The organism is Streptomyces sp. NPDC031111, assembly GCF_055570675.1.
Map to the genome: position 1 here is coordinate 22,379 of NZ_JBVIGS010000034.1, position 20,056 is coordinate 42,434.

General features: G+C 66.6%; 19 protein-coding genes. 9 read left to right on the forward strand and 10 right to left on the reverse strand.

The features are described 5' to 3' along the window. Positions 1-590 precede the first annotated feature (590 nt). The 9 genes from ACZ470_RS38205 (at position 591) to ACZ470_RS38245 (ending at position 10,127) form a co-directional block, all read left to right on the forward strand. On the forward strand, positions 591-1,073 hold the full coding sequence (locus ACZ470_RS38205) for a MarR family winged helix-turn-helix transcriptional regulator (RefSeq protein ID WP_468434574.1): 483 nt from the start codon (positions 591-593) through the stop codon (positions 1,071-1,073). A gap of 100 nt (positions 1,074-1,173) precedes the next feature. Next, on the forward strand, positions 1,174-2,712 hold the full coding sequence (locus tag ACZ470_RS38210) for an MDR family MFS transporter (RefSeq protein WP_468434575.1): 1,539 nt from the start codon (positions 1,174-1,176) through the stop codon (positions 2,710-2,712). Positions 2,713-3,147: 435 nt separating this feature from the next. Next, positions 3,148-4,521, forward strand: coding sequence for an FAD-binding oxidoreductase (locus tag ACZ470_RS38215; protein ID WP_468434576.1), 1,374 nt, complete (start codon positions 3,148-3,150; stop codon positions 4,519-4,521). A gap of 133 nt (positions 4,522-4,654) precedes the next feature. After that, positions 4,655-5,215: a chorismate mutase gene (locus tag ACZ470_RS38220; protein WP_468434577.1), complete on the forward strand. Its 561-nt coding sequence runs from the start codon at positions 4,655-4,657 to the stop codon at positions 5,213-5,215. Between the two features lie 524 nt (positions 5,216-5,739). Further along, positions 5,740-7,053, forward strand: coding sequence for a preprotein translocase subunit SecY (gene secY, locus ACZ470_RS38225; RefSeq protein ID WP_468434593.1), 1,314 nt, complete (start codon positions 5,740-5,742; stop codon positions 7,051-7,053). 557 nt (positions 7,054-7,610) lie between these two features. After that, positions 7,611-8,582: a hypothetical protein gene (locus ACZ470_RS38230; RefSeq protein WP_468434578.1), complete on the forward strand. Its 972-nt coding sequence runs from the start codon at positions 7,611-7,613 to the stop codon at positions 8,580-8,582. A 434-nt stretch (positions 8,583-9,016) separates the two neighbouring features. After that, positions 9,017-9,217 (forward strand): hypothetical protein, encoded by a 201-nt coding sequence (locus ACZ470_RS38235; RefSeq protein ID WP_468434579.1) that lies wholly within the window; start codon positions 9,017-9,019, stop codon positions 9,215-9,217. Between the two features lie 207 nt (positions 9,218-9,424). Next, the gene (locus ACZ470_RS38240; RefSeq protein WP_468434580.1) at positions 9,425-9,550 is read left to right on the forward strand and encodes a hypothetical protein; all 126 of its coding nucleotides are present in this window, start codon (positions 9,425-9,427) and stop codon (positions 9,548-9,550) included. Positions 9,551-9,581: 31 nt separating this feature from the next. Next, positions 9,582-10,127: an MFS transporter gene (locus ACZ470_RS38245; protein WP_468434581.1), complete on the forward strand. Its 546-nt coding sequence runs from the start codon at positions 9,582-9,584 to the stop codon at positions 10,125-10,127. On the opposite strand, the gene ACZ470_RS38250 is transcribed toward ACZ470_RS38245, so the two are convergent. From ACZ470_RS38250 to ACZ470_RS38295, 10 genes are all read right to left on the reverse strand, one after another. Then, positions 10,118-10,978 (reverse strand): VOC family protein, encoded by an 861-nt coding sequence (locus ACZ470_RS38250; protein WP_468434582.1) that lies wholly within the window; start codon positions 10,976-10,978, stop codon positions 10,118-10,120. The two genes, ACZ470_RS38245 and ACZ470_RS38250, sit on opposite strands and share 10 nt — an antisense overlap. 306 nt (positions 10,979-11,284) lie before the next feature. Next, positions 11,285-12,298 (reverse strand): 4-hydroxy-2-oxovalerate aldolase, encoded by a 1,014-nt coding sequence (gene dmpG / locus ACZ470_RS38255; protein WP_468434583.1) that lies wholly within the window; start codon positions 12,296-12,298, stop codon positions 11,285-11,287. Next, the gene (locus ACZ470_RS38260) at positions 12,295-13,242 is read right to left on the reverse strand and encodes an acetaldehyde dehydrogenase (acetylating) (protein ID WP_468434584.1); all 948 of its coding nucleotides are present in this window, start codon (positions 13,240-13,242) and stop codon (positions 12,295-12,297) included. The genes dmpG and ACZ470_RS38260 overlap by 4 nt, the downstream gene beginning before the upstream one ends. Next, the gene (locus ACZ470_RS38265) at positions 13,235-14,074 is read right to left on the reverse strand and encodes a 2-keto-4-pentenoate hydratase (protein WP_468434585.1); all 840 of its coding nucleotides are present in this window, start codon (positions 14,072-14,074) and stop codon (positions 13,235-13,237) included. The genes ACZ470_RS38260 and ACZ470_RS38265 overlap by 8 nt, the downstream gene beginning before the upstream one ends. A gap of 189 nt (positions 14,075-14,263) precedes the next feature. Next, positions 14,264-15,025, reverse strand: coding sequence for a 3-hydroxybutyrate dehydrogenase (locus tag ACZ470_RS38270; protein WP_468434586.1), 762 nt, complete (start codon positions 15,023-15,025; stop codon positions 14,264-14,266). Further along, positions 15,025-15,894: a VOC family protein gene (locus ACZ470_RS38275; protein ID WP_468434587.1), complete on the reverse strand. Its 870-nt coding sequence runs from the start codon at positions 15,892-15,894 to the stop codon at positions 15,025-15,027. The genes ACZ470_RS38270 and ACZ470_RS38275 overlap by 1 nt, the downstream gene beginning before the upstream one ends. A 7-nt stretch (positions 15,895-15,901) precedes the next feature. Then, positions 15,902-16,720, reverse strand: coding sequence for an alpha/beta fold hydrolase (locus tag ACZ470_RS38280; protein WP_468434588.1), 819 nt, complete (start codon positions 16,718-16,720; stop codon positions 15,902-15,904). A gap of 288 nt (positions 16,721-17,008) precedes the next feature. After that, positions 17,009-17,635: a TetR/AcrR family transcriptional regulator gene (locus tag ACZ470_RS38285; RefSeq protein ID WP_468434589.1), complete on the reverse strand. Its 627-nt coding sequence runs from the start codon at positions 17,633-17,635 to the stop codon at positions 17,009-17,011. A 300-nt stretch (positions 17,636-17,935) separates the two neighbouring features. After that, positions 17,936-19,282 carry an MFS transporter gene (locus ACZ470_RS38290; protein ID WP_468434590.1) on the reverse strand — a complete coding sequence of 449 codons (1,347 nt, stop codon included), beginning with the start codon at positions 19,280-19,282 and terminating at the stop codon, positions 17,936-17,938. A gap of 370 nt (positions 19,283-19,652) precedes the next feature. Beyond that, the gene (locus ACZ470_RS38295; RefSeq protein WP_468434591.1) at positions 19,653-19,859 is read right to left on the reverse strand and encodes a hypothetical protein; all 207 of its coding nucleotides are present in this window, start codon (positions 19,857-19,859) and stop codon (positions 19,653-19,655) included. Between the last annotated feature and the right edge of the window lie 197 nt (positions 19,860-20,056).

Consider the following 20,056-nt stretch of genomic DNA (forward strand, 5'->3'; position numbering starts at 1 on the left):
TCACCATGGTGTTCCCTTTCGGGTGGGGAGACGCGCGTCAGGCTAGAGCGAAATGTACATCGATGTAAACGGGTGGGACGCAAGCCTCTTGCCGAGAGTTGCGACCCGTTCCCGGCGCGGACTCGAGGGTGTCCCCGTGACGGGCACTCGACTCGAAGGGGTCTCGGCCCGCATGACATCGACACAGTCGTCGGGCACACGACGCGTACCGGTCCCCTGCCCGACGTCGCTCCGTCGATGCGACGGGTACCGAACGTTCTATCTGACCCTCTGCTAGCCTGACGGAATGAGCCCGACTCCGGATCGCGGTCGCACCTCCGCCGTACGAGCCCGACCGCTCGCCACGACGGCCTGGATCGCGCCCGGCAGAAGGAGTCGCTTCGTCGTCATGGACGGCATCACCGTGCAGGCGAAGGACGCCCTGCCCTCCCCGCGCCGACAACGTACAGCGCCACGACCGCACCGCTCCCAGTCTCGCTGACCGCGAGTCACCCCTTCGCCCCGCCTCATCCGCACCAACCACCAGTCAGATCACCTAAGGCGACAGTCCGTTCATATAGTTGCCTCAAGCAATAACCTTGGAGCCGTACGTGGTCACGAATGCCCTGCATGAGGAGCTATTGCACCAGCTCAGCGCCGTCGGGGCCATGCGACGGGAACTGGCCCGGGCCGTCCCGGCCGACTGTTCCGAGGGAGCCGCCACGGTGCTCACCCTGCTGAGCCGTCAGGGCACCATCAGCATCCGCAAGCTCACCGAACTGCTCGGCATCGACATCTCGGTCACCAGCCGCTATGTCGCAAACCTCGCCATGCTGGGCTGGGTCGACCGCCGTCCGGACCCGGCCGACCGGCGCTCGCGCATCGTGCGCCTGACCGACAAGGGTCGCCTCCAGTTCGCCGAACTCTCCGAACGCCGCTCGCGGGAACTCGCCGCACGGCTGCGCGACTGGAGCGACGAGGACATCCGCCGGCTGACGATGCTGCTGTCCCGGCTCCGCACCGACTTCGACGATCTGTGGACAGGGCAGGACACGCGTGCGCAATCGCCCACCACCAATGCCTCGGCCGCATGACACCTTTGACATCAGGAATGGGAACCACTTCATGACAACCACACCCGGCGCAGGTGCGCAGTCGCCCGCCCCTCCCAGAGAAGGGACCAGCAATGGCACGATGACCCACGCGCAGATCATGCGCGCGCTGTCGGGACTGCTGCTCGGCTTCTTCTGCGCCATCCTGTCCTCGACCGTGGTCACCAACGCGCTGCCGCGGATCATCAGCGATCTCGGCGGTGGCCAGAGCGCCTACACCTGGGTCGTCACCTCATCGCTCCTCGCCGTGACCGCCTCGACCCCTCTGTGGGGCAAGCTCTCCGACCAGTTCAGCAAGAAGATCCTGGTGCAGTCGGCGCTGGTGATTTTCGTCATCGGCTCCCTGATCGCGGGCCTCGCGCAGAACCCCGCCACACTGATAGCCGCCCGCGTCGTCCAAGGCCTCGGCGGAGGCGGCCTGTCCGCCTTGGGACAGGTCGTGCTGGCTGCGATGATCTCGCCCCGTGAGCGCGGCCGGTACTCCGGCTACCTGGGCGCGACCTTCGCCGTCGCTACCGTCGGCGGCCCGCTGCTCGGCGGCGTGATCACCGACACCAGCTGGCTCGGCTGGCGCTGGTGCCTGTTCGTCGGTGTGCCCTTCGCCGTCGTTGCCCTGATCGTGTTGCAGCGCACACTGAACCTTCCGCTGACCAAGCGTCACGTCAAGGTCGACTGGGCCGGCGCCTTCTTCGTCACCGCCGCCGTCTCCACCCTGCTGATCTGGGTCACCTTCGCCGACGACAAGTACGACTGGCTGTCCTGGCAGACATGCACACTGGTCGGCGTGTCGCTCGTGCTGACGTTGATCTTCCTGTTCGTCGAGACGAGGGCCGGCGAACCGATCATCCCGCTGCGGCTGTTCCGCAACCCCACCATCACTCTCGCCTCCATCGCCTCCCTGTTCGTCGGCATCGCCCTGTTCGCGGGCACCGTCTTCTTCAGCCAGTACTTCCAGGTGGCACGTGGTGAAACCCCCACCATGTCGGGCGTCATGACGATTCCGCTCATCGGCGGCCTGTTCGTCTCCTCCACCGTCTCCGGCCGGCTCATCACCCGCACCGGCAGGTGGAAGGGCTGGCTGCTGACGGGCGGCATTCTGCTCACGGTGGGTCTGGCCCTGCTCGGCACGCTCAGATACGACACCCCGTACCTGTACATAGCCGGCTGCATGGCGCTGATCGGGCTCGGAGTCGGCATGACCCTGCAGAACCTCGTGCTGTGCACCCAGAACCAGGTGTCCGTCCACGACCTCGGGGCCGCGTCCTCCACCGTGACCTTCTTCCGCTCACTCGGCGGCGCGGTGGGCGTTTCGGTGCTCGGCTCGATCCTCACCACCCGGATCGGCCACCACGCCCTGGCGACGATCGGTCAGCTCGACGCCCAGGACCAGGTCACAGCCGCGAAGGCATCCAGTGGCGGGCAACTGCCCGACCCCGCGCTGCTGCCCGCCCCCGTCCGCACCTGGCTGGAGGGCGCGTACGGCCACGGCATCGGCGACATCTTCCTGTACATCGCGCCGGTCGCCCTGGTCGCCTTCCTTGTCACCCTGTTCATCAAGGAGGTCCCGTTGCGCGCGACCAACGGCATGGCCCAACTCACGGAGACGGAACGCACGTCCTGACGTCATCGTGGCGGGGCGACATCGTGGGCCACGTACGCGGCCCGGTCATGAAACCGACGCGGTCCCCGGTACGACAACCCTATGGAGATCGTTCGATCTTGACAGCCGCAAACGAATCTGACCATAATCGATGAGGCAGAACGTTCGTTCCCTCAGGCGAGTGGCCATTCGGAGGGATGCGCGCCGGTACCGGCGACGAGACCACCGTCGCGGCGTTGGTCAAGGTGCAGCCGGGCCCACGAACGCCACGGTGCTCGCCTGCCCCAGTGCGAACGCCCATGAGCCCGCCCACAACGCCGGTACCGCGGCCTCCGTCGCGTGACCACCCCGCTGCGGGCCACCTCGATCGGACCGTCCCCTGTGCCGGTCGGTGCGGCCGACCGGTGAGCGTCCAGCCGCCCATGCTCCTTCTTCGGCACCAGAGAAAGAGGTCTCATGTCCCCCACCGACCCCCGGCGCGTCGCCCGGCTCGCCGACACTCTGCGGCGGACCGTGCCGGCGGAACGGGTGGCCGCCACCGGGCCGGACTACGACGCCGGTCGGAGCATCTGGAACGGTGCCGTGACCACCCGTCCGGGCGTCATCGTCCGCTGTGCCGACCCGTCGGAGGCCCAGGCCGCGGTACTGGCCGCGCGGGAGAGCGAAGTACCTCTGACGGTGCGTGGCGGCGGCCATGACTGGGCCGGCAGGTCACTGAGCGACGGCGGCCTGACCATCGACCTTTCCGCCGTGCGCCAGGTGACGGTGGACCCCGTGGCCGAGGTCGCCGAGGTGTCCGGCGGGGCCACGGCAGCCGACGTCGTGGCCGCTGCCCAGCCCTTCGGTCTGACCGCGGCGACGGGCACGGCGGGTTCCGTGGGCATGGTGGGCCTGACACTCGGCGGGGGCTACGGACCGCTCAGCGGCCGCTTCGGACTCGCCCTGGACAACCTGCTGTCCGCTGACGTCGTGCTCGCCGACGGCTCGGTCGCCACCACCGACCCCGAACGGGAACCGGACCTGTTCTGGGCCCTGCGCGGCGGCGGTGGGAACTTCGGTCTCGTCACCTCGATGCGCGTCCGCCTGCACCGTGTGCCCACACTGCTGTCCGGCATAGTGCTGTTCCCGTGGGACCAGGCCGACACCGTGCTGGCCGGGCTGTCGGACGTTCTGCTCGAGAGCCCCGACGAACTGACCGTGCAGTCCGGAGTCCTGGCAGGCCCCGACGGCAAACCCGTGGTGTTCCTCTCACCGACCTGGAGCGGCGACGACACCGAGGCAGGAGAGCGGGCACTGGCGCGGCTCGACTCCCTCGGGACACCGCTCGTCTCGCAGATCGCCCCCACCACCACATCTGACATGCTCGCGGGCATCGACGCCCAGTTCCCCTTCGGTCGGCACGTCGGAATCCGCACTCGTTCAGTACCGTCACTCACCTCAGGCGTACGTGACATGCTGAGCCTCGCGGGCAACACGCTGACCTCGCCGTACTCGGCGGTGTCGGTGCACAGCCTGCACGGAGCCGCAACGCGCGTCCCCGTCGCGGACACGGCGTTCGGCAACCGCGACCCGCACCTCATGATCGAGATCATCGCCCTGTGGGACCCCAGCGACACCCGCGCGGCGGAGCACCGTTCCTGGGCCGACAAGCTGACCGGCGCTCTCGGTTCCGACGCCCTTCCGGGCGGCTACCCCAACCTGCTGGGACGGGACGAGACCGCACAGATCACCCACGCCTACGGCCCGAACACCGCGCGGCTGCTCGAAGTGAAGCGCCGCTTCGACCCGGACAACGTCTTCCAGGCCATCCCCCTGCCGGTCCCCGCGTAAGAGGTCGGCCGACCCTCCCACCCTCCACACATCGAAACGAGGCAGATCCTTGAACCTGCGAAACCGGACGACTCGCTGCGCCGCGACCCTCGGACTGCTGGTGGCTACCTCGGCACTGACTGTTCCTCAGGCCATGGCCGCGGATGCGCATGTGACCACCGGGCCCGCCAGCGGCACGACGTCCAAGCCGCTGGGCAAGCTCGGCCCTCTCACGGACCTCATCATCGAACGCATCCAGGTGAGTGATGATGTAGCGGCGTCCAAGTTCGGCACCGACTCGCCCATCGAGGACCCGGTGCGCGAAGCACAGGTGCTGGAATCGGTCCGCAAGCAGGCCGAGGCCGCCGGGGTCGACGCGGACACGGCGGTGGCGTTCTTCCGGGACCAGATCACCGCGAGCAAGATCGTGCAGCGCGGACTGTTCACCCGCTGGACCGCTCACCCCGAAGAGGCTCCCACGACACGTCCCGACCTCGGTCCGATCCGCAGCAAGCTCGACCAGTTGACCACGGCCCTGCTCGCAGAGCTCAAGGACACGGAGCAGGTGCGCGACAAGCCCGTCGCCTGCGGGGTACAGCTCGCGCTCGCCAGTGTGTCCGGAGCGGCGGTGGAACACCTGGACGGGCTCCACCGGCAGGCGCTCAGCACGGCGACCGACTCCGTGTGCCACCCCGGTGGACCGGCCGGTCAGTAACGGCTCAGCTTGCCCGGCACAGCATCTCACGGACCGACCAGGAGGCGGTGACCCGACGGGCCGCACGGCTGGTCCGTGACAGTGCGCGAGGCTGCCACCGGCGAGACTCGAACGGTGGCAGCCTCGCGGCGTGCCATGAAGTCCGTATCGTCGCGCATGCCCAACACGCCGCCTGTTCCTCGCCCTGAGCCACACCGGCGGCCGAGCGCTTCGCACAGAACCCACTTTCAGCGCTTCCCACTTGCTCGGACGACAGCACCCCGAACCGAGGTAGACCGTTCGGTCTTGACATCGCCGAGGGGGAAGGCCGACGATAGGGCGAGACAGAACGTTTGGTCACATGGGGTCCGGTCGGCTCGTGCCACTCCCCCGTGACCAGGTCCAGGCATGCAACGAGGAGAGCCGTCACCGCCTCCGTATGACTGGTTTCATCACTGACGCGGCAGCCGTCGCCGATGTGCCGTTGTCCATTGGAAATCTCTGACCCCCACGACGGCACTGCACGGAGGGTCGTGGGAGGCACCGTGTTCGTGGCGTTGGCCCGCGCGTTCAAGACACCTGACCTGCGCAAGAAGCTGCTCTTCACGCTCGGCATCATCGTGGTGTACCGCGTCGGCACCCATGTCCCGGTCCCCGGTGTCGACTACGGGGCGGTCCAGCAGTGCATTGACCAGACCTCCACCAACCAGGGGCTGTTCGGGCTCGTCAACCTGTTCAGTGGCGGCGCGCTGCTGCAGATCACCGTCTTCGCGCTCGGCGTTCTCCCCTACATCACCGCCAGCATCATCCTGCAGCTGCTGACCGTCGTGATCCCGCGCCTGGAAGCCCTCAAGAAGGAGGGCCAGGCCGGTACGGCGAAGATCACGCAGTACACCCGATATCTGACGGTCGCGCTGGCCGTCCTCCAGGGCACCGGCCTGGTGGCCACCGCCCGCAGTGGCGCGCTGTTCCCGAACTGCTCCGTGGGGGGCCAGATCGTTCCGGACCGCTCGGTCTTCACCACCATCACGATGGTCGTCGCCATGACCGCCGGTACGGCCGTCGTCATGTGGCTCGGTGAGCTCATCACCGACCGCGGCATCGGCAACGGCATGTCGATCCTGATGTTCATCTCGATCGCCAGCACAACTCCGTCCGCCCTGTGGGCGATCAAGGAGCAGGGCTCCCTGGCCGACGGCTGGATCGAGTTCGGCGGTGTCATTCTCATCGCCCTCGCCCTGGTCGGCCTCGTGGTGTTCGTCGAGCAGGCCCAGCGCCGGATCCCGGTGCAGTACGCCAAGCGCATGATCGGCCGCCGCTCCTACGGCGGCACGTCCACCTACATTCCGCTCAAGCTGAACCAGGCGGGCGTCATCCCGGTCATCTTCGCCTCGTCACTGCTCTACATCCCGTCGCTGGTGGCGCAGTTCTCCAGCGGCAACTCGAGGTGGAAGACCTGGGTCACCGGGACCCTCTCCCAGAGCGACCACCCGATCTACATCGCCACCTACTCCGTGCTCATCGTGTTCTTCGCGTTCTTCTACGTCGCGATCACCTTCAACCCGGACGAGGTGGCGGACAACATGAAGCAGTACGGAGGCTTCATCCCGGGGATCAGGGCCGGGCGACCGACCGCCGAGTATCTGCGCTACGTACTGAATCGGATCACCTGGCCCGGGGCTCTGTACCTGGGATTCATCGCCCTCATCCCCACCATCGCGCTGGCCACGACCGGGGCGAGTCAGGATTTCCCGTTCGGTGGGACCAGCATCCTGATCATCGTCGGTGTGGGTCTGGAGACGGTGAGGCAGATCGAAAGCCGGCTCCAGCAGCACCACTACGAAGGTCTCCTGCGCTGAGCAGCCCGCCTCGAGCGCGAGTCCGCTCCGAGGGGCACGACGTCGTCGCCCTGGCCCGCTCCGTCGCGAGCGCGCAGAAGGTCGTCGCCACCGGAGCCGAGCCGTCGCCCTCCACGCGGCCGCGGCAGCGGCGAAGGTGTCTCCATGGTTTGTCAATGGTGTTGATCGGGTGGGGTGCGGTCGGCGATGAGGGTCGTGCCGTTGCCGGTGTCCTCGTCATCAATGCCGTCCAGGCCGTCGGGACGCTCCGCCGGCCATAACGAGACATGTTCGAGGTGAGGAGAATAAAGACGGAGCAGATCGTGAAAAGAGTCACACCTCGGTGCTCGGAGAACTCAAGATCGATTGCGTCATGGTTGGCTTCAGGTATGTTGCATGAAACCAAGGAACGAAATCCTGTCGGGACCGTATGCATCCTTGGCGGAAGCCTCTCCGGCCTGCTTGCGGCCCGTGTTCTCTCGAATCACGCCGAGCAGGTCGTAATACTTGAGCGTGACGCTCCTCCAACAGGAGCGGATCCCCACCCCTCCGTTCCTCACGGGCAGCACGGACACTTCTTGCAGCCCCAGGCGATTCAGCCGATCGAGGACTGGTTCCCGGGATTCACCGAGGACATGCTCGGACTCGGCGCTCTGCTGGCACCGCCGGGACATCACCAGCTCTTCACCGAGGGGTCGCCGGTCGATTTCCCAGCGGTGACTATGCTCATGACCACCAGACCTCTCCTCGAGAACGAGATTCGGCGCCGTTTCGCATCCACACCGAACATCCGGATCCTGCAGGCTCAAGCCACGGGGATAACCTGTCTGGACGGAGCCGTTCACGCCGTCACCTATCGCCCACGCGTACTCGACGGATGGGCTGAGCAGCAGTCCATCGCCGTCGACGTTGCGGTGGATGCGATGGGAAAGGGGAGTCGCATGGCGGCGTGGCTGGAGAAGGAAGGCTTCCGCGCTCTCGATACACAGCGAGTTCCCATAGGGATCGACTATACGACGGCGCTGTTCAGGCGAACCCGGCTGCCGAAAGTCACCTGCGCCCTCGACCAATTCCCCGCTGGGCGCCCGCTCCTGGCAGAAGGATCCGGAAAGGGCGGGTCGTTGGCCGCTGTGGCCGCCTATGCCGTGGAAGGTGATCAGTGGCAGGTGGTCGTGATCGGACAATACAGCGGAGTGAAATTCTCGAGTCAGGATGTGCGAGACATCTGCGCAGGACTCCCGGCCATCTTCAAGGAGGCGACGGAAGGCGACGCGATGGACGAACCGGCGAGTTTCCATTATGCGCAGAGTGCACGGAGGGTGAAACCGAGTTCTGGTCGGTTCCCCACTGGCCTTCTGGATATCGGGGACTGCGTCGCGAGTTTCAATCCGATTCACGGTCAAGGTGTGTGGTCGGCCGTACAACAAGCCTCCCTTCTGGCGGATCACCTGGCTCGGCACACGGATCCACTGGGTCGGCTCGACGAGTTCATCGACGTTCGGGAAAAGGCCATCGCTGAGATCTGGGCGTCAGATGGAGCGAACGGTTGACAGACCCTCATGCGGCCATGAGTTCGCCCGGCCGAGGAAGACGCATTCCTCGCACCCCAGGGGGCTGTCGAAAGATAACTCCATGGTTTGTCAGTGGTGTTGATCGGGTGGGGTGCGGCCATCGCCGCGAGTTGTTCTGTGGAGGTCACGGTGAGGCCGCAGGCGGGAACCGTGTGGCCGAGTGCGGCGAGGACGAGTGCGGCGTTCGCGGACGCCGCAAGGCGCCCCGGTTTCTCCCGTTTTGGCGAATCTGTCCTGAGAAACCGAGGAGTTGTTTTTCGAGAGCCCCCCAGGCACTGTGCGGGCCATCCAGGAACACCCAGGGTGGCGGTGGTGCGTAGCATCCTGCCCATCGTCTCGGGTCGCGACCGCGCCCTGTTCGGCGCGCCGCCGCGCAGGGGTCGAGAGAACACGTCGGCGTTCTCGGCGGAGCCTTGTCGCGGTTCGGCAAGAGCTTCATCGGGGAGCCCGACACGGTGGTGGAGGACCTGTCGAAGGACGAAGCGGTACGCACCGCGGACACCCTGCTGGTCACCATCCCCAACCTCCTCGGAGTCGACGAGATCCTCCGGATCCTGGAGAACATCGCCGAACAAATCGCCCCGGCGGCCCTCGGCTGGAACCGGAGCCGCTGACGCGACGCCGGGACGGTCGCGCACACTCACGGCCGGCCGGGCGGGGCACGACCTCCTGTCCGACCGGCCGCACGGCGCGCCTGTCCGCCACATCACAGCAGGTACAACCTGATTCGTACCTACACTTCTTGCCTGCCCATCAGCATCGCGGGAACAGCGATCGCCCTGGCCGTCATCCTGGTGCCGGTCGCGGGGGCCCTGCGCTACGTGACCCTACTGACCTATCTACCCGTCGCGCTGAGCGCGGCCCTCGGCATGAGTGCCGGCCGGGCCGGCGTGTTCCTCCTGCCCCTCACGCTGCCGGTGCTCGTCGCTCCGGTCCTCGCCACGTAACTGGTCCACCTCGTACGCCGAATCACCCCCCATGGTGATCATCAACGTGTCGCTCGTCGTGCTCGTCGTCGGTGATCTCGGCATGTTGCTCCTCGGCCCCGACGCCCCGAAGTGGACCCTCGTGCTCCCCATGGTCCTCCTCGGCTTCGGCTGGGGGCTCCCGATCGTCCTCATCGACGGGGAGGCCCTCGCCGCTGTGTCCGCTCGTAGTGCGGGGGCCGCGGCCGGTGCGCTGAACTTCGTCCGTCTGGGCAGTGAGGCGGTCGCAGTAGGGGGCTACGCCGCGGTGACAGCCGGACTCCTGTCCGCCCGCATCTACGATCCTGGCCTCGCCCGGAACGTCTCGGCAGGTGGCAGCGGAGCCGCCGGGGCCTACGCAGAGGTCTTCCACATCGGGGCGATCGCGTTGACGTTCCTGACCCTGCCGCTGGCCGTGGTCATCAACGCGCTCCACCGAGCGCGCAAGAGCCAGGCCTCGCGCACCCCGTCGGCCTACGCCGAGGCCGCCGGCGCATGGCTGCGCGGTCCTCACACCCGCCATGCCCTTGGGACAAGAGGGTCCTCTCGCTACTCCTGAGCGAACGGATTGGCCTGGGCATGCTGGTGTCCCCACACGTTCGGGACGCCGAAGTCGTGCGGCACCCAGTCGTCACCGACTTCGATGCCGCCGCATGCGATCTCGATGTGGAAGCCGCTCGGATTCTCCACGTAGAAGGAGATGGCCTTGTCGTTCATGTGCCGTCCGAGGTCGATGGAGATCGGCGTGCCGTTCTCCTTCGCCCGGTCATAGGCCCGCCCGACGTCGTCGATCGAGGCGTACTCGAACTCGAGGTGGTGAAGCCCCGCCGTCTCGGCGCTCCCGAGCGCGATGCTGTGGTGCGCCGAGTTGCAGCGGAAGAAGAACAGGCCGGGGTTGCGGTAGTCGGTCAGCTTGAACTCGAGTACGGATTCGTAGAGTTCTCGGAGTTCAGCAAGCTTCGGGCTCGCCAGCACGAAATGGCCGAGGCCGGTGGCACCGGGAGCCCCGTCCGGTCGCGCGACACCGGTACGTGCCTTGGCTTCACCCACCGCCAGCTCGACCCGGTATCCGACCGGGTCGGTGAACCAGCGAAGGTGGGTCGCGCCGCGCAGCGCCATCTCTTCCGCGGTGCCGTCCACGACGGTGAACCCCACACCGGTGAGCTTCCGGGTGAGTCTGTCCAGCTCGCTCGGTGTATCGACGATCCAGCCAAGTTCTCGCGGGCTGTCCTCCGTGGAGGGGTAAAGGGCAACGCGGTACTTGAACACGTCGAGTTCGGCCAGCGCCACTTCGTCGGTGCCGAACTTCGCCGTGGTGACACCGATTCCCAGGGTGCGACCGAGCAGATACGTCCAGGCGTCGACATCGGTGACGTTGAGTCCTACATAACCAAGTTTACGGATACCCACGTTCTGTCCCTCCGCTACAGCGCTTGCTGCACCTGCAGAAATTCGCGAATGATGTGATGGGAGGCGGTGCCCCCTTTGGCGGTGCTGGAGCGGGGACGAGGAGGCCGGCAGCGAGTCGCATGCCGGAGATCCGGGGAGACGGGCGTGCGTGTCCGACGGCCCGTCGGGCGCGAACCGTGTGGCTCGCGGACAGGCACACGGTTGCCGACTTCTCCCCGCAACTTGCCGGTACCGACCGCGTGCTCAGCCTCCCCGGTGTCCCGCACGTCCGTTCACAGGCACCCTGCGGAAGCCGTCACCCGTCGTTCAGCCGCGGCCTGCAGCGGCGAGGTCGAGTGCGACGTCGGTGATCATGTCCTCCTGGCCGCCGACCATGCCACGCCGCCCCACTTCCACCAGGATGGCCCGCGTGTCGAGGCCGAAGCGTGCCGCGGCTGCCTCGGCGTGCCGCAGAAAGCTGGAGTACACGCCGGCGTACCCGAGGCTGAGGGTTTCGCGATCCACGCGGACTTCCCGGTCCTGCAACGGCCTGACCAAATCGTCTGCCGCGTCCATCAGCGGGAACAGCTCGCAGCCGTGCTCCCAGCCCATGAGGTCGGCGACGGCGATGAATGCCTCCAGCGGGCAGTTGCCCGCCCCGGCGCCCTGGCCCGCGAGGGAAGCGTCGACACGTACGGCACCGTTCTCGACGGCCACGACCGTGTTGGCGACCCCCAGGGCGAGGTTGTGGTGGGCGTGGATGCCCAGCTCCGTGGAGGGGTCGAGAACGTCGCGGTAGGCCCGGAAGCGCTCCCGCACGCCGTCCATGGTCAGGCGTCCCCCGGAATCGGTGACGTAGACGCACTGGGCGCCGTAGGACTCCATCAGCTTGGCCTGGCGGGCGAGTTCGGCGGGCTCGGCCATGTGGGACATCATGAGGAAGCCCGCCACGTCCATGCCGAGTTTCCGTGCGGCGCTGATGTGCTGGGCGGAGATGTCCGCCTCGGTGCAGTGCGTGGCGACGCGCACGGACCGAATCCCCAGGGCGTGGGCCTGGCGCAGATCATGCACCGTGCCGATGCCCGGCAGCAGCAGCGTCGTCGGGACGGCCCTCTTCGTGACGTCGGCGACAGCCTCGATCCATTCCCAGTCGGTGTGCGCCCCCACGCCGTAGTTGATGGACGAGCCGGACAGGCCGTCGCCGTGGGCGATCTCGATGGCGGCGACACCGGCGGCGTCCAGAGCTCCGGCGATGGCTCGGGCCTGTTCCACGGTGTAGCGGTGTCGGACGGCGTGCATGCCGTCCCGCAGGGTCACGTCCTGCACGTACAGACCGGTCATCGGGTGGGCCCTTCGGTGCGATGGTCGGCGATGCGCTCGGCTGTGCGCAGCGCGGCAGACGTCATGATGTCGAGGTTTCCGGCGTAGGCGGGCAGGTAGTGCGCTGCTCCCTCCACCTCCAGGAACACGGACACCTTGGTCGGGCTGCCCGCCACGTCCGTCGGCAGCAGGGAGCGCACGGGATCGTCGCTTGTGACAGCCTCGAACTGCACCTTCTGCTTGAGCCGGTAGCCGGGTACGTAGGCCTGGACGCGACCGGCCATCGCCTCCACCGACTCAGTGATCGCCTCGGTGTCGGCGTCCGAGACCAGGCAGTGCACGGTGTCGCGCATGATCAGAGGCGGCTCGGCCGGGTTGAGGACGATGATCGCCTTGCCCCGCGCCGCTCCGCCGACCTTCTCGATGGCGGAGGACGTGGTCTCGGTGAACTCGTCGATGTTGGCCCTGGTGCCGGGGCCGGCGGAGCGTGACGAGATGGAGGCGATGATCTCCCCGTAGTGCACGGGCGTGACAGCACCCACCGCGGCAACGATCGGAATGGTGGCCTGTCCTCCGCACGTGACCATGTTGACGTTCTGGGCGCCGAGGTGCTCGTCGAGGTTGACGGGCGGCACCACGTACGGCCCCACCGCAGCGGGCGTCAGGTCGATCACGGTCCGGCCCAGGTCGCGCAGGACCTCGTCGTGATGCCGGTGGGCTCCGGCGGACGTCGCGTCGAAGACGAACTCCACGTCGGTGAACTCGTCCATCTTCACGAGGCCGTCGATGCCCTCGTGCGTGGTGGCGACCTTCAGCCGCCGTGCTCGGGCCAGTCCGTCGGAGTCCGGGTCGATGCCGACCATCGCCGCCATCTCCAGGCGCTCCGACAGTCGCAGGATCTTGATCATGAGGTCGGTGCCGATGTTGCCCGACCCGATGACGGCTACCTTGGTGCGGTCACTCACTGTTTCCACCCTCGTTGGCAGGTTCCGGGGCGAACCGGACGGACACGTCGCCCAGCTGCGAGATCGAAGCGGCGAAAACGTCTCCCGGGACGGCAGCGACCATCGGCCCCAGCGCACCCGTCAGGACGACGTCCCCTGCCCTCAGCGGATCACCCAATTCGGCCAGGGTGCGGGCCAGCCAGAGCGCGGCGTTCAGCGGACTGCCGAGGCAGGCGGCACCAGTGCCCTTGGAGGCCGCGTCGCCGTTCCGGGACATGCTCATGGAGACGGTGGCCAGATCCACGTCGTCAAGGGGAACGCGCTGCTCTCCGAGCACGTAAAGGCCGGAGGAGGCGTTGTCCGCGACCGTGTCGACGAAGGTGATGTCCCAGTCGGCGATGCGGCTGTCCACGATCTCCAGCGCCACTACCGCGTACTCCGTAGCCGCGATCACGTCGTCGATCGTGCAGCCGACGTCCGAAAGTTCGGCGTTGAGGACGAGGGCGACCTCCGCCTCCACCTTGGGCTGCAGCAGCCGGCGGAAGGGAACGAGACCGCCCTGGAGGACCACCATGTCGGAGAGCAGTGCGCCGAAGTCGGGCTGATCAACGCCGAGTTGGCGTTGTACGGCCTCGGAGGTGAGCCCGATCTTGCGCCCGACCAGCCGGCGCCCCGCGGCGATCCTCCGTTCGGTGTTCAGCCGCTGCACGGCGTAAGCGGTGCTGACATCCCCTGCGGAGATCAGACTCCGGACCGGGGGACACGGCTTCCCGCTCGCGGCCGCGTCCGCCAGCAGATCGGCGACCTCCTGGACGGTGGTGGAGAATTCGGAAACAGGTGGGACACCGGACATACGCGGACCTCCGCGATGAAAGATTCTGGATCAGGTGTTGGAGTACTGGACTTCCTGTGCCAAAAGGCGCTCCGTGTCATGGAACAGCGGGCATCCAGCGGGTTCTCGGCACCGCGGCGGCCTCCGGCGCGCGGAGGACGGAACCTGCCATCACAGTGCCGGCAGGCGGAACCGCGGGCCCGGGTGCGCTCAGGAGGCGCTCCAACCTCCGTCGACGGTCAGTTGAGTGCCGGTGATGGATGTGGCTTCCGGTGAGCACAGGAAGGCAACCGTCCCGGCGACCTCATCCGGGTCGATGAGGCGCTTCATCGCCGACCGCGCCAGCAGTACTTCCGTCATCACCTCGTCGACACTCAGCCCATGCATCTCCGCCTGGTCCGCCAACTGGTTCTCCACCAGCGGGGTGCGCACATATCCGGGGCACACACAGTTGCTGGTGACACCCTTGGCCGCCCCTTCCAGTGCGATGACCTTGGAGAGACCCTGGAGCCCGTGCTTGGCGCTGACGTACGCGGCCTTGTACTGGCTGGCGCGAAGACCGTGCACGCTGGAGATGTGCACGATCCGTCCCCAGCCCCCCTCGTACATGTACGGAAGAACCGCTCGGCTGAGCAGGAAGGGGGCTTCCAGCATCAGCCGCAGCATGAAGGCGAACTTCTCGGGGCTGAACCGTTCGACAGGCGCCACGTCCTGTATCCCGGCGTTGTTGACCAGGATGTCCGCCTCGAGTTGCAGATCGGCGAGGTCCACCGTCCGGCTCAGGTCCAGCACCAGCGGCTCGCCACCGATCCGCTCGGCCGTCCGCTCCGCGCCGTCCGCGTCGATGTCACACACCACGACGTGGGCTCGCAGCGCAGCCAGTCGCGCGGCCACAGCCGCACCGATGCCACTCGCCGCGCCAGTGACCACCGCACGCCGCCCGGAGAGATCGGGACCCGTCGGAGCACTCATCACGACACCGGCGAGGCGAAGGGGTTGGCGTTCGCGTGCCGGTGGCCCCAAACATCCGAGGTCCCGAAGTCGTGTGGCACCCAGTCCTCACCCACCTCGATGCCGCCGCACCCTATCTCCAGGTGGAACCCGCTGGGATTCCTGACGTAGAACGAGATCGCCTTGTCATTCATATGCCGACCGAGGCTGATCGTGATGGGCACACCATGGGCTTCTGCGCGATCATGGGCTCGTCCCACGTCGTCGATCGAGTCGTGTTCGATCTCGAGGTGATGAATGGACGTCGTCTCTGCCCGCGCGAGCGCGATGCTGTGGTGTGTCCTGTTGCAGCGCAGAAAGTACAGACCGGGATTTCGATAGTCGGTCAGTTTGAACTCGAGGACCGACTCGTACAGTTCCCGGAGTTCGTCGAGCTTGGGACTGGCAAGGACCAGGTGGCCGAGGCCGATGACGCCTGGACTCGCGTCGACCGGGCGGGCCGGGCCGGGCCGGACTTTGGCCGCCCCGACCGCCAACTCAACCCGGTACCCGACCGGATCGGTGAACCAGCGCAGGTGGGTGGCACCGCGAAGCGCCGTCTCGTCCGCAGTGCCCTCGTGGACGCTGAAGCCGGCCGCGGTCAGCCGCCCCGTGATTCTGTCGAGTTCACTCGCCGAATCGACGATCCAGCCGACCTCACGCGGGCGGTCTTCCCCAGACGAGTAGAGAGCCAGGCGGTACTTGTACACGTCGAGTTCGGCCAGGGCGACGCTCTCCGTGCCGATCTTGTCGAAGGTGACGCCGACCCCCAGCGTGCTGCCGAAGAGGTCGATCCACGCGTCGAGATCGCTGACGTTGAGACCGACGTATCCCAGCTTGGATATGCCCATGCCGGAATCACTCCCCTCGTGCCGCCGCCGCGGCCCCGCCGCGCAGAAACTCACGGACGATGTGGTTGAACTCAGGCGCCCGCTCGTACTGCACCCAGTGACGACAGTGAGGCAGAACACGAAGTTCGGCATGGGGGATGCCCTGGAGGATCCTGGCCGCCCAGGTCAGTGGGACGGTCTGGTCCTCCCGCCCCCATACGAGCAGAGTGGGCGCGGAGATGAGACCCAGGTCAGGGGTGAGGTCACCGAAGTTGGGGGGAATCGGCAGCTCGGGGTGGGCACGGAGACTCGACTCGTACCGTTCGTCGATCAGCGCGTCTGTGGCGAGAGCCTGGTCGTACACCATGAGGCGAACGAATTGCGCCATGTCGTCACGCGAGGGCTTCTCGGCCGCCATGTAGTTGAAGAGGTGCTCCAGCCCGACCGGCCACGGAGGGGCGTCCGTCGGCAGAACCCCGCCTGGCGCCATGAGAACGACGCGGTCCACACGGTCGGGGTGGGTCATGGCGATCCGCATCGCGACGCCACCACCGTACGAGTTGCCGACGAGATGTGCCCGCTCGATCCCGAGAGCGGTCATCGCGCGGCACACCCGTTCAGCCGCGTGGAAGATCAACGGCTCATCCGTCGCAGGCCTCGGGGAGTGACCCCAGCCCGGGAGGTCTATCACGATGTTCCGGTAGTCCTCAAAAGCCGGCAGGTTTCCGCCGAAGTTGCTCATGCCCGTGGCGCCGGGCCCTGAGCCGTGCAACCAAATGACCGGGCTACCGGTACCGGACTCGACGTAGGCGAGATCCGCGTCCCCAACATCCACTGTGCTGGTCACTCTCACACCCCCAGACTGTGTGTATGTAACGCTCACTATACGGAAACGAGGGTTGATATCAAGGGTTCGCGACGCTGAGTCCCGCCACTGGACACGCAGTGACGGCTGAGCACCTGCACGGGGAACACGGCGCCGGACACCGTGTGGCGACACGGCACGAGCCACATGCGGCGCATCACTCACTGGCGCCGGCCGTGGAGCCCGGGGGGCGTTCGGTACACCTAGCCCGGCTCGATGGAGGACCCTGTGTCGATCACTCCACGGTGGAACCCTATGTGGTCACTTCTTCTACTTGCCGGACTGGGCCGCCAGACCACGGATCAAGGTGATGAAGGGTGCTGCATGCGCGCTGTAACTCATACCGTCGAAGGTATTGGTCAGTGACAGCCCGTCCGTCATGGCCCTCCCGAGCACGGCCAGTTCGTCGATGAACTTTTCGTCGACCGGGCCGCCGTTCGCGGCGAACACGGGGGTGAGGGCCTCCACCCATGACGCGTGAGCGTACTCGCGGATACGACGCACGGTAGTCTTCACGATCTCGGCGTCCTTGTGCGGACCGACACTGATGGCCAGCAGGAGGCGGAGGTAGTCGGGCCGCTGGTCGAGGGAGGCGCACGCCTCCGTGAACCACGCCTCGAACCGCTCCAGCGGCTGACGGTCATCGAACGAGGACGGGTTCGGGAGCAGAGCGTGCAGCTCGTTGAAGGTGCGGTCGAGCAGCGCCGCGAGAACGCCGAGCTTGTTGCCGAAGTGGTAGTAGATGGAGCTGGCCGGCAACCCGGACTGTGCCGACAGGTCTGAAATGGCCATGCCGTCGTACCCACGGTCCGCCACGAGGGTACGCGCCGCATCGAGGATGGCATCACGGCTGCTCAAGTTGGCAGTGGCCGATACGGAGTCGTTTCCCTTCACCATAGGCTCATGATAGGTCCCGCATGATGCGCGCACGGACCGGTGTGTGGTTGTCCCGGGCCTGCGCGTGACCATCCCGCGTTGCCGGACGAGTACGGGTACGGCTCTTCCGCCGCACGGTCCGGCAACCGGCCCGTGCGGCGCCGTCCTCCGGACGCGCTGAGCGCGGCGCCAACCGGGTCGGCCCAGGCACCGCGTTCAACGTCACCGTCCTTGTTGGTCACCACCGACGGGATTCGTCACCACCGACGGGATTCGATGCCGCTTCCACGTCATGTCCCCTACCGGGGTGACCATGCACCCCTATGCGGCACCCTTGGCGATGTGCGGCACAGTCAACGCTTCCTCGGCGTTCCGGCGAAGACCCTCGCGACGGAGGAGGACGGTGGAGAGCCCGCCGATCAAGGCCGGTATCGCGAACACGCGGAACATGGATTCGGGCGCCCATCCCGCCTCGAGCAGGAAACCCGCGAGCAGGGGTGCCAGCACGGCGCCGAGTCGGCTGACCGCCACGGCCAGGCCGAGCGCTGTCGCACGCGCTTCCGCGGGATAGACCGTCGGAATGATGACGTTGATCCCCGAAACCGAACCGTTGAGCAGGAGCCCGACGAGCACCGCGACGAGGAGCGCGCCGGCGAGCGAGCCGAGCGAAACGGAGAAGAGAACGAGTGCGAGTGCGGCGACACCGAAGTAGACGGCAGTCAGCCGGCGGGGCTCGATACGAGAAGCCAGTACCCCCAGCAGCACGGCTCCCAGGACACCGCCCAGACTGAAGAGCACGCCACCGCTGATGCCTTGCTGATTGGACATGCCCGCTTCGAGCAGGAGACTGGGGGTCCACGAACTCGCGAAGTAGAACGTCGTCATCGCCGAGGTGAACGCGAGCCAAATCAGCACGGTCCGAAGGACGTTGCGCCCACGGAACAGCGATTCGACCGCCACCTTGCCCGACGACGCCTGCTTCTGGGGGAGTTCACCGACCTCGCCGTGCCCCATCGAGACGAGGATCCGATTCAGCCTGGCCAGAGCGTCACGGGGACGGCAGGCGACGAGGTAGTCCATCGACTCGGGAAGGAAACGGAGTCCCAGCGCGAAGAGGACCGCTGTGGCGATGCTTCCGACGATGAAAACCGATCGCCAGCCGTACGGGCTCAGCAGAAGGCTCGTACTGATACCAGCGATCACCGAACCCAGACCGTAGCCGGTCGTGATCAAGGCGATGGCCAGCCCTCTCCGTCTGTTGTTGGCGTACTCGGAGGCGAGCACCGGCAAGCTGGCCGCCATCACTCCCACTGCCGCTCCGGTTATCAGCCGACTGGCGATGAGCTGAGCGAAGTTCTGCGACAGCGCTGCGAACAGCATGCCCAGCGACGCCATCGCGAGGCCGCTGAGCGTCAAGCGGCGCCGTCCGACACGATCGGCAAGCGGAGCGAGAAACAGCGCCCCGAATGCCATACCCGCCAGGCCGCTACTGAGCAGCAGTCCCACTTGCGACGGGGAAAGGCCCCATTCACGAGTGATCGTCGGGCCTACGAAGGAAGTCGCCAGGAGGTCGAACCCATCGACCAGATTCATGGTGAGGCACAGCACCACTGCCCTGATTTGGGCACGGCTCATCGGCCCGTCTTTAACCTGCTCAAGAATGCTCATGAAGACCTCGCTTCATCGCGATGCTTGATCCAGACCTCGTCAGAGAGTTCCGCGAGGGATGACGATGGAGGGCGTCACCACGAAGAGCGTGTTAAACACCCCGACGCCTGTATGTAACGCTCACTCTACAGACGTCGGGTAGTGGTGGCTAGATTTGCGCGGCCTTCGATGTGGAGCTGTCCAACCTCCCAGCCGGCGACAGTCACGGACATTTAAATGGCTCGACCATACATATAAAGCTGCGTAATGTGCACACAATTCGGCGGGGCGGGACTGCCGGGAGCGGATGTCGGCCGCAGTTCCGGCGCGCCGAGCGCGAGCAGGCGGTGGCATGACATGGACGCCCCACCGGCATGAACTCCGCAGCGGTTCAGCCCCGCGGCGAAACCGGCACAACGCTCGCCACCGACCGGTCGAGGTCCACCCCCAGCACCACGGTCTGCTCTCCGGCAGACTCCCCCGACTTCGCACCGCCGGAAGCCGACGAGTGGGACGCGATGAGCGGCAGGGCGCTCGCGGAGCCCGTCACGGCGGTCAGGGCGAAGCCAAGGAAGATGAGGTAGCGACGGAGAGCCATGAGGCACCACCCAAGCGAGGGGAGAACGTTCGGTCTACCTACAGTAAACGGGGCACACCTCACCGTCTGTCAAGACCGAACGTTCTATCCTTTGGTAATCTTGTGGTTATGAGTCGGAGTACTGAAGGCGGCAACATCTCTGAGGCGCGAGCGCGGCTCCTCAACACGGCGACCCGGATCTTCTACACCGAGGGAAT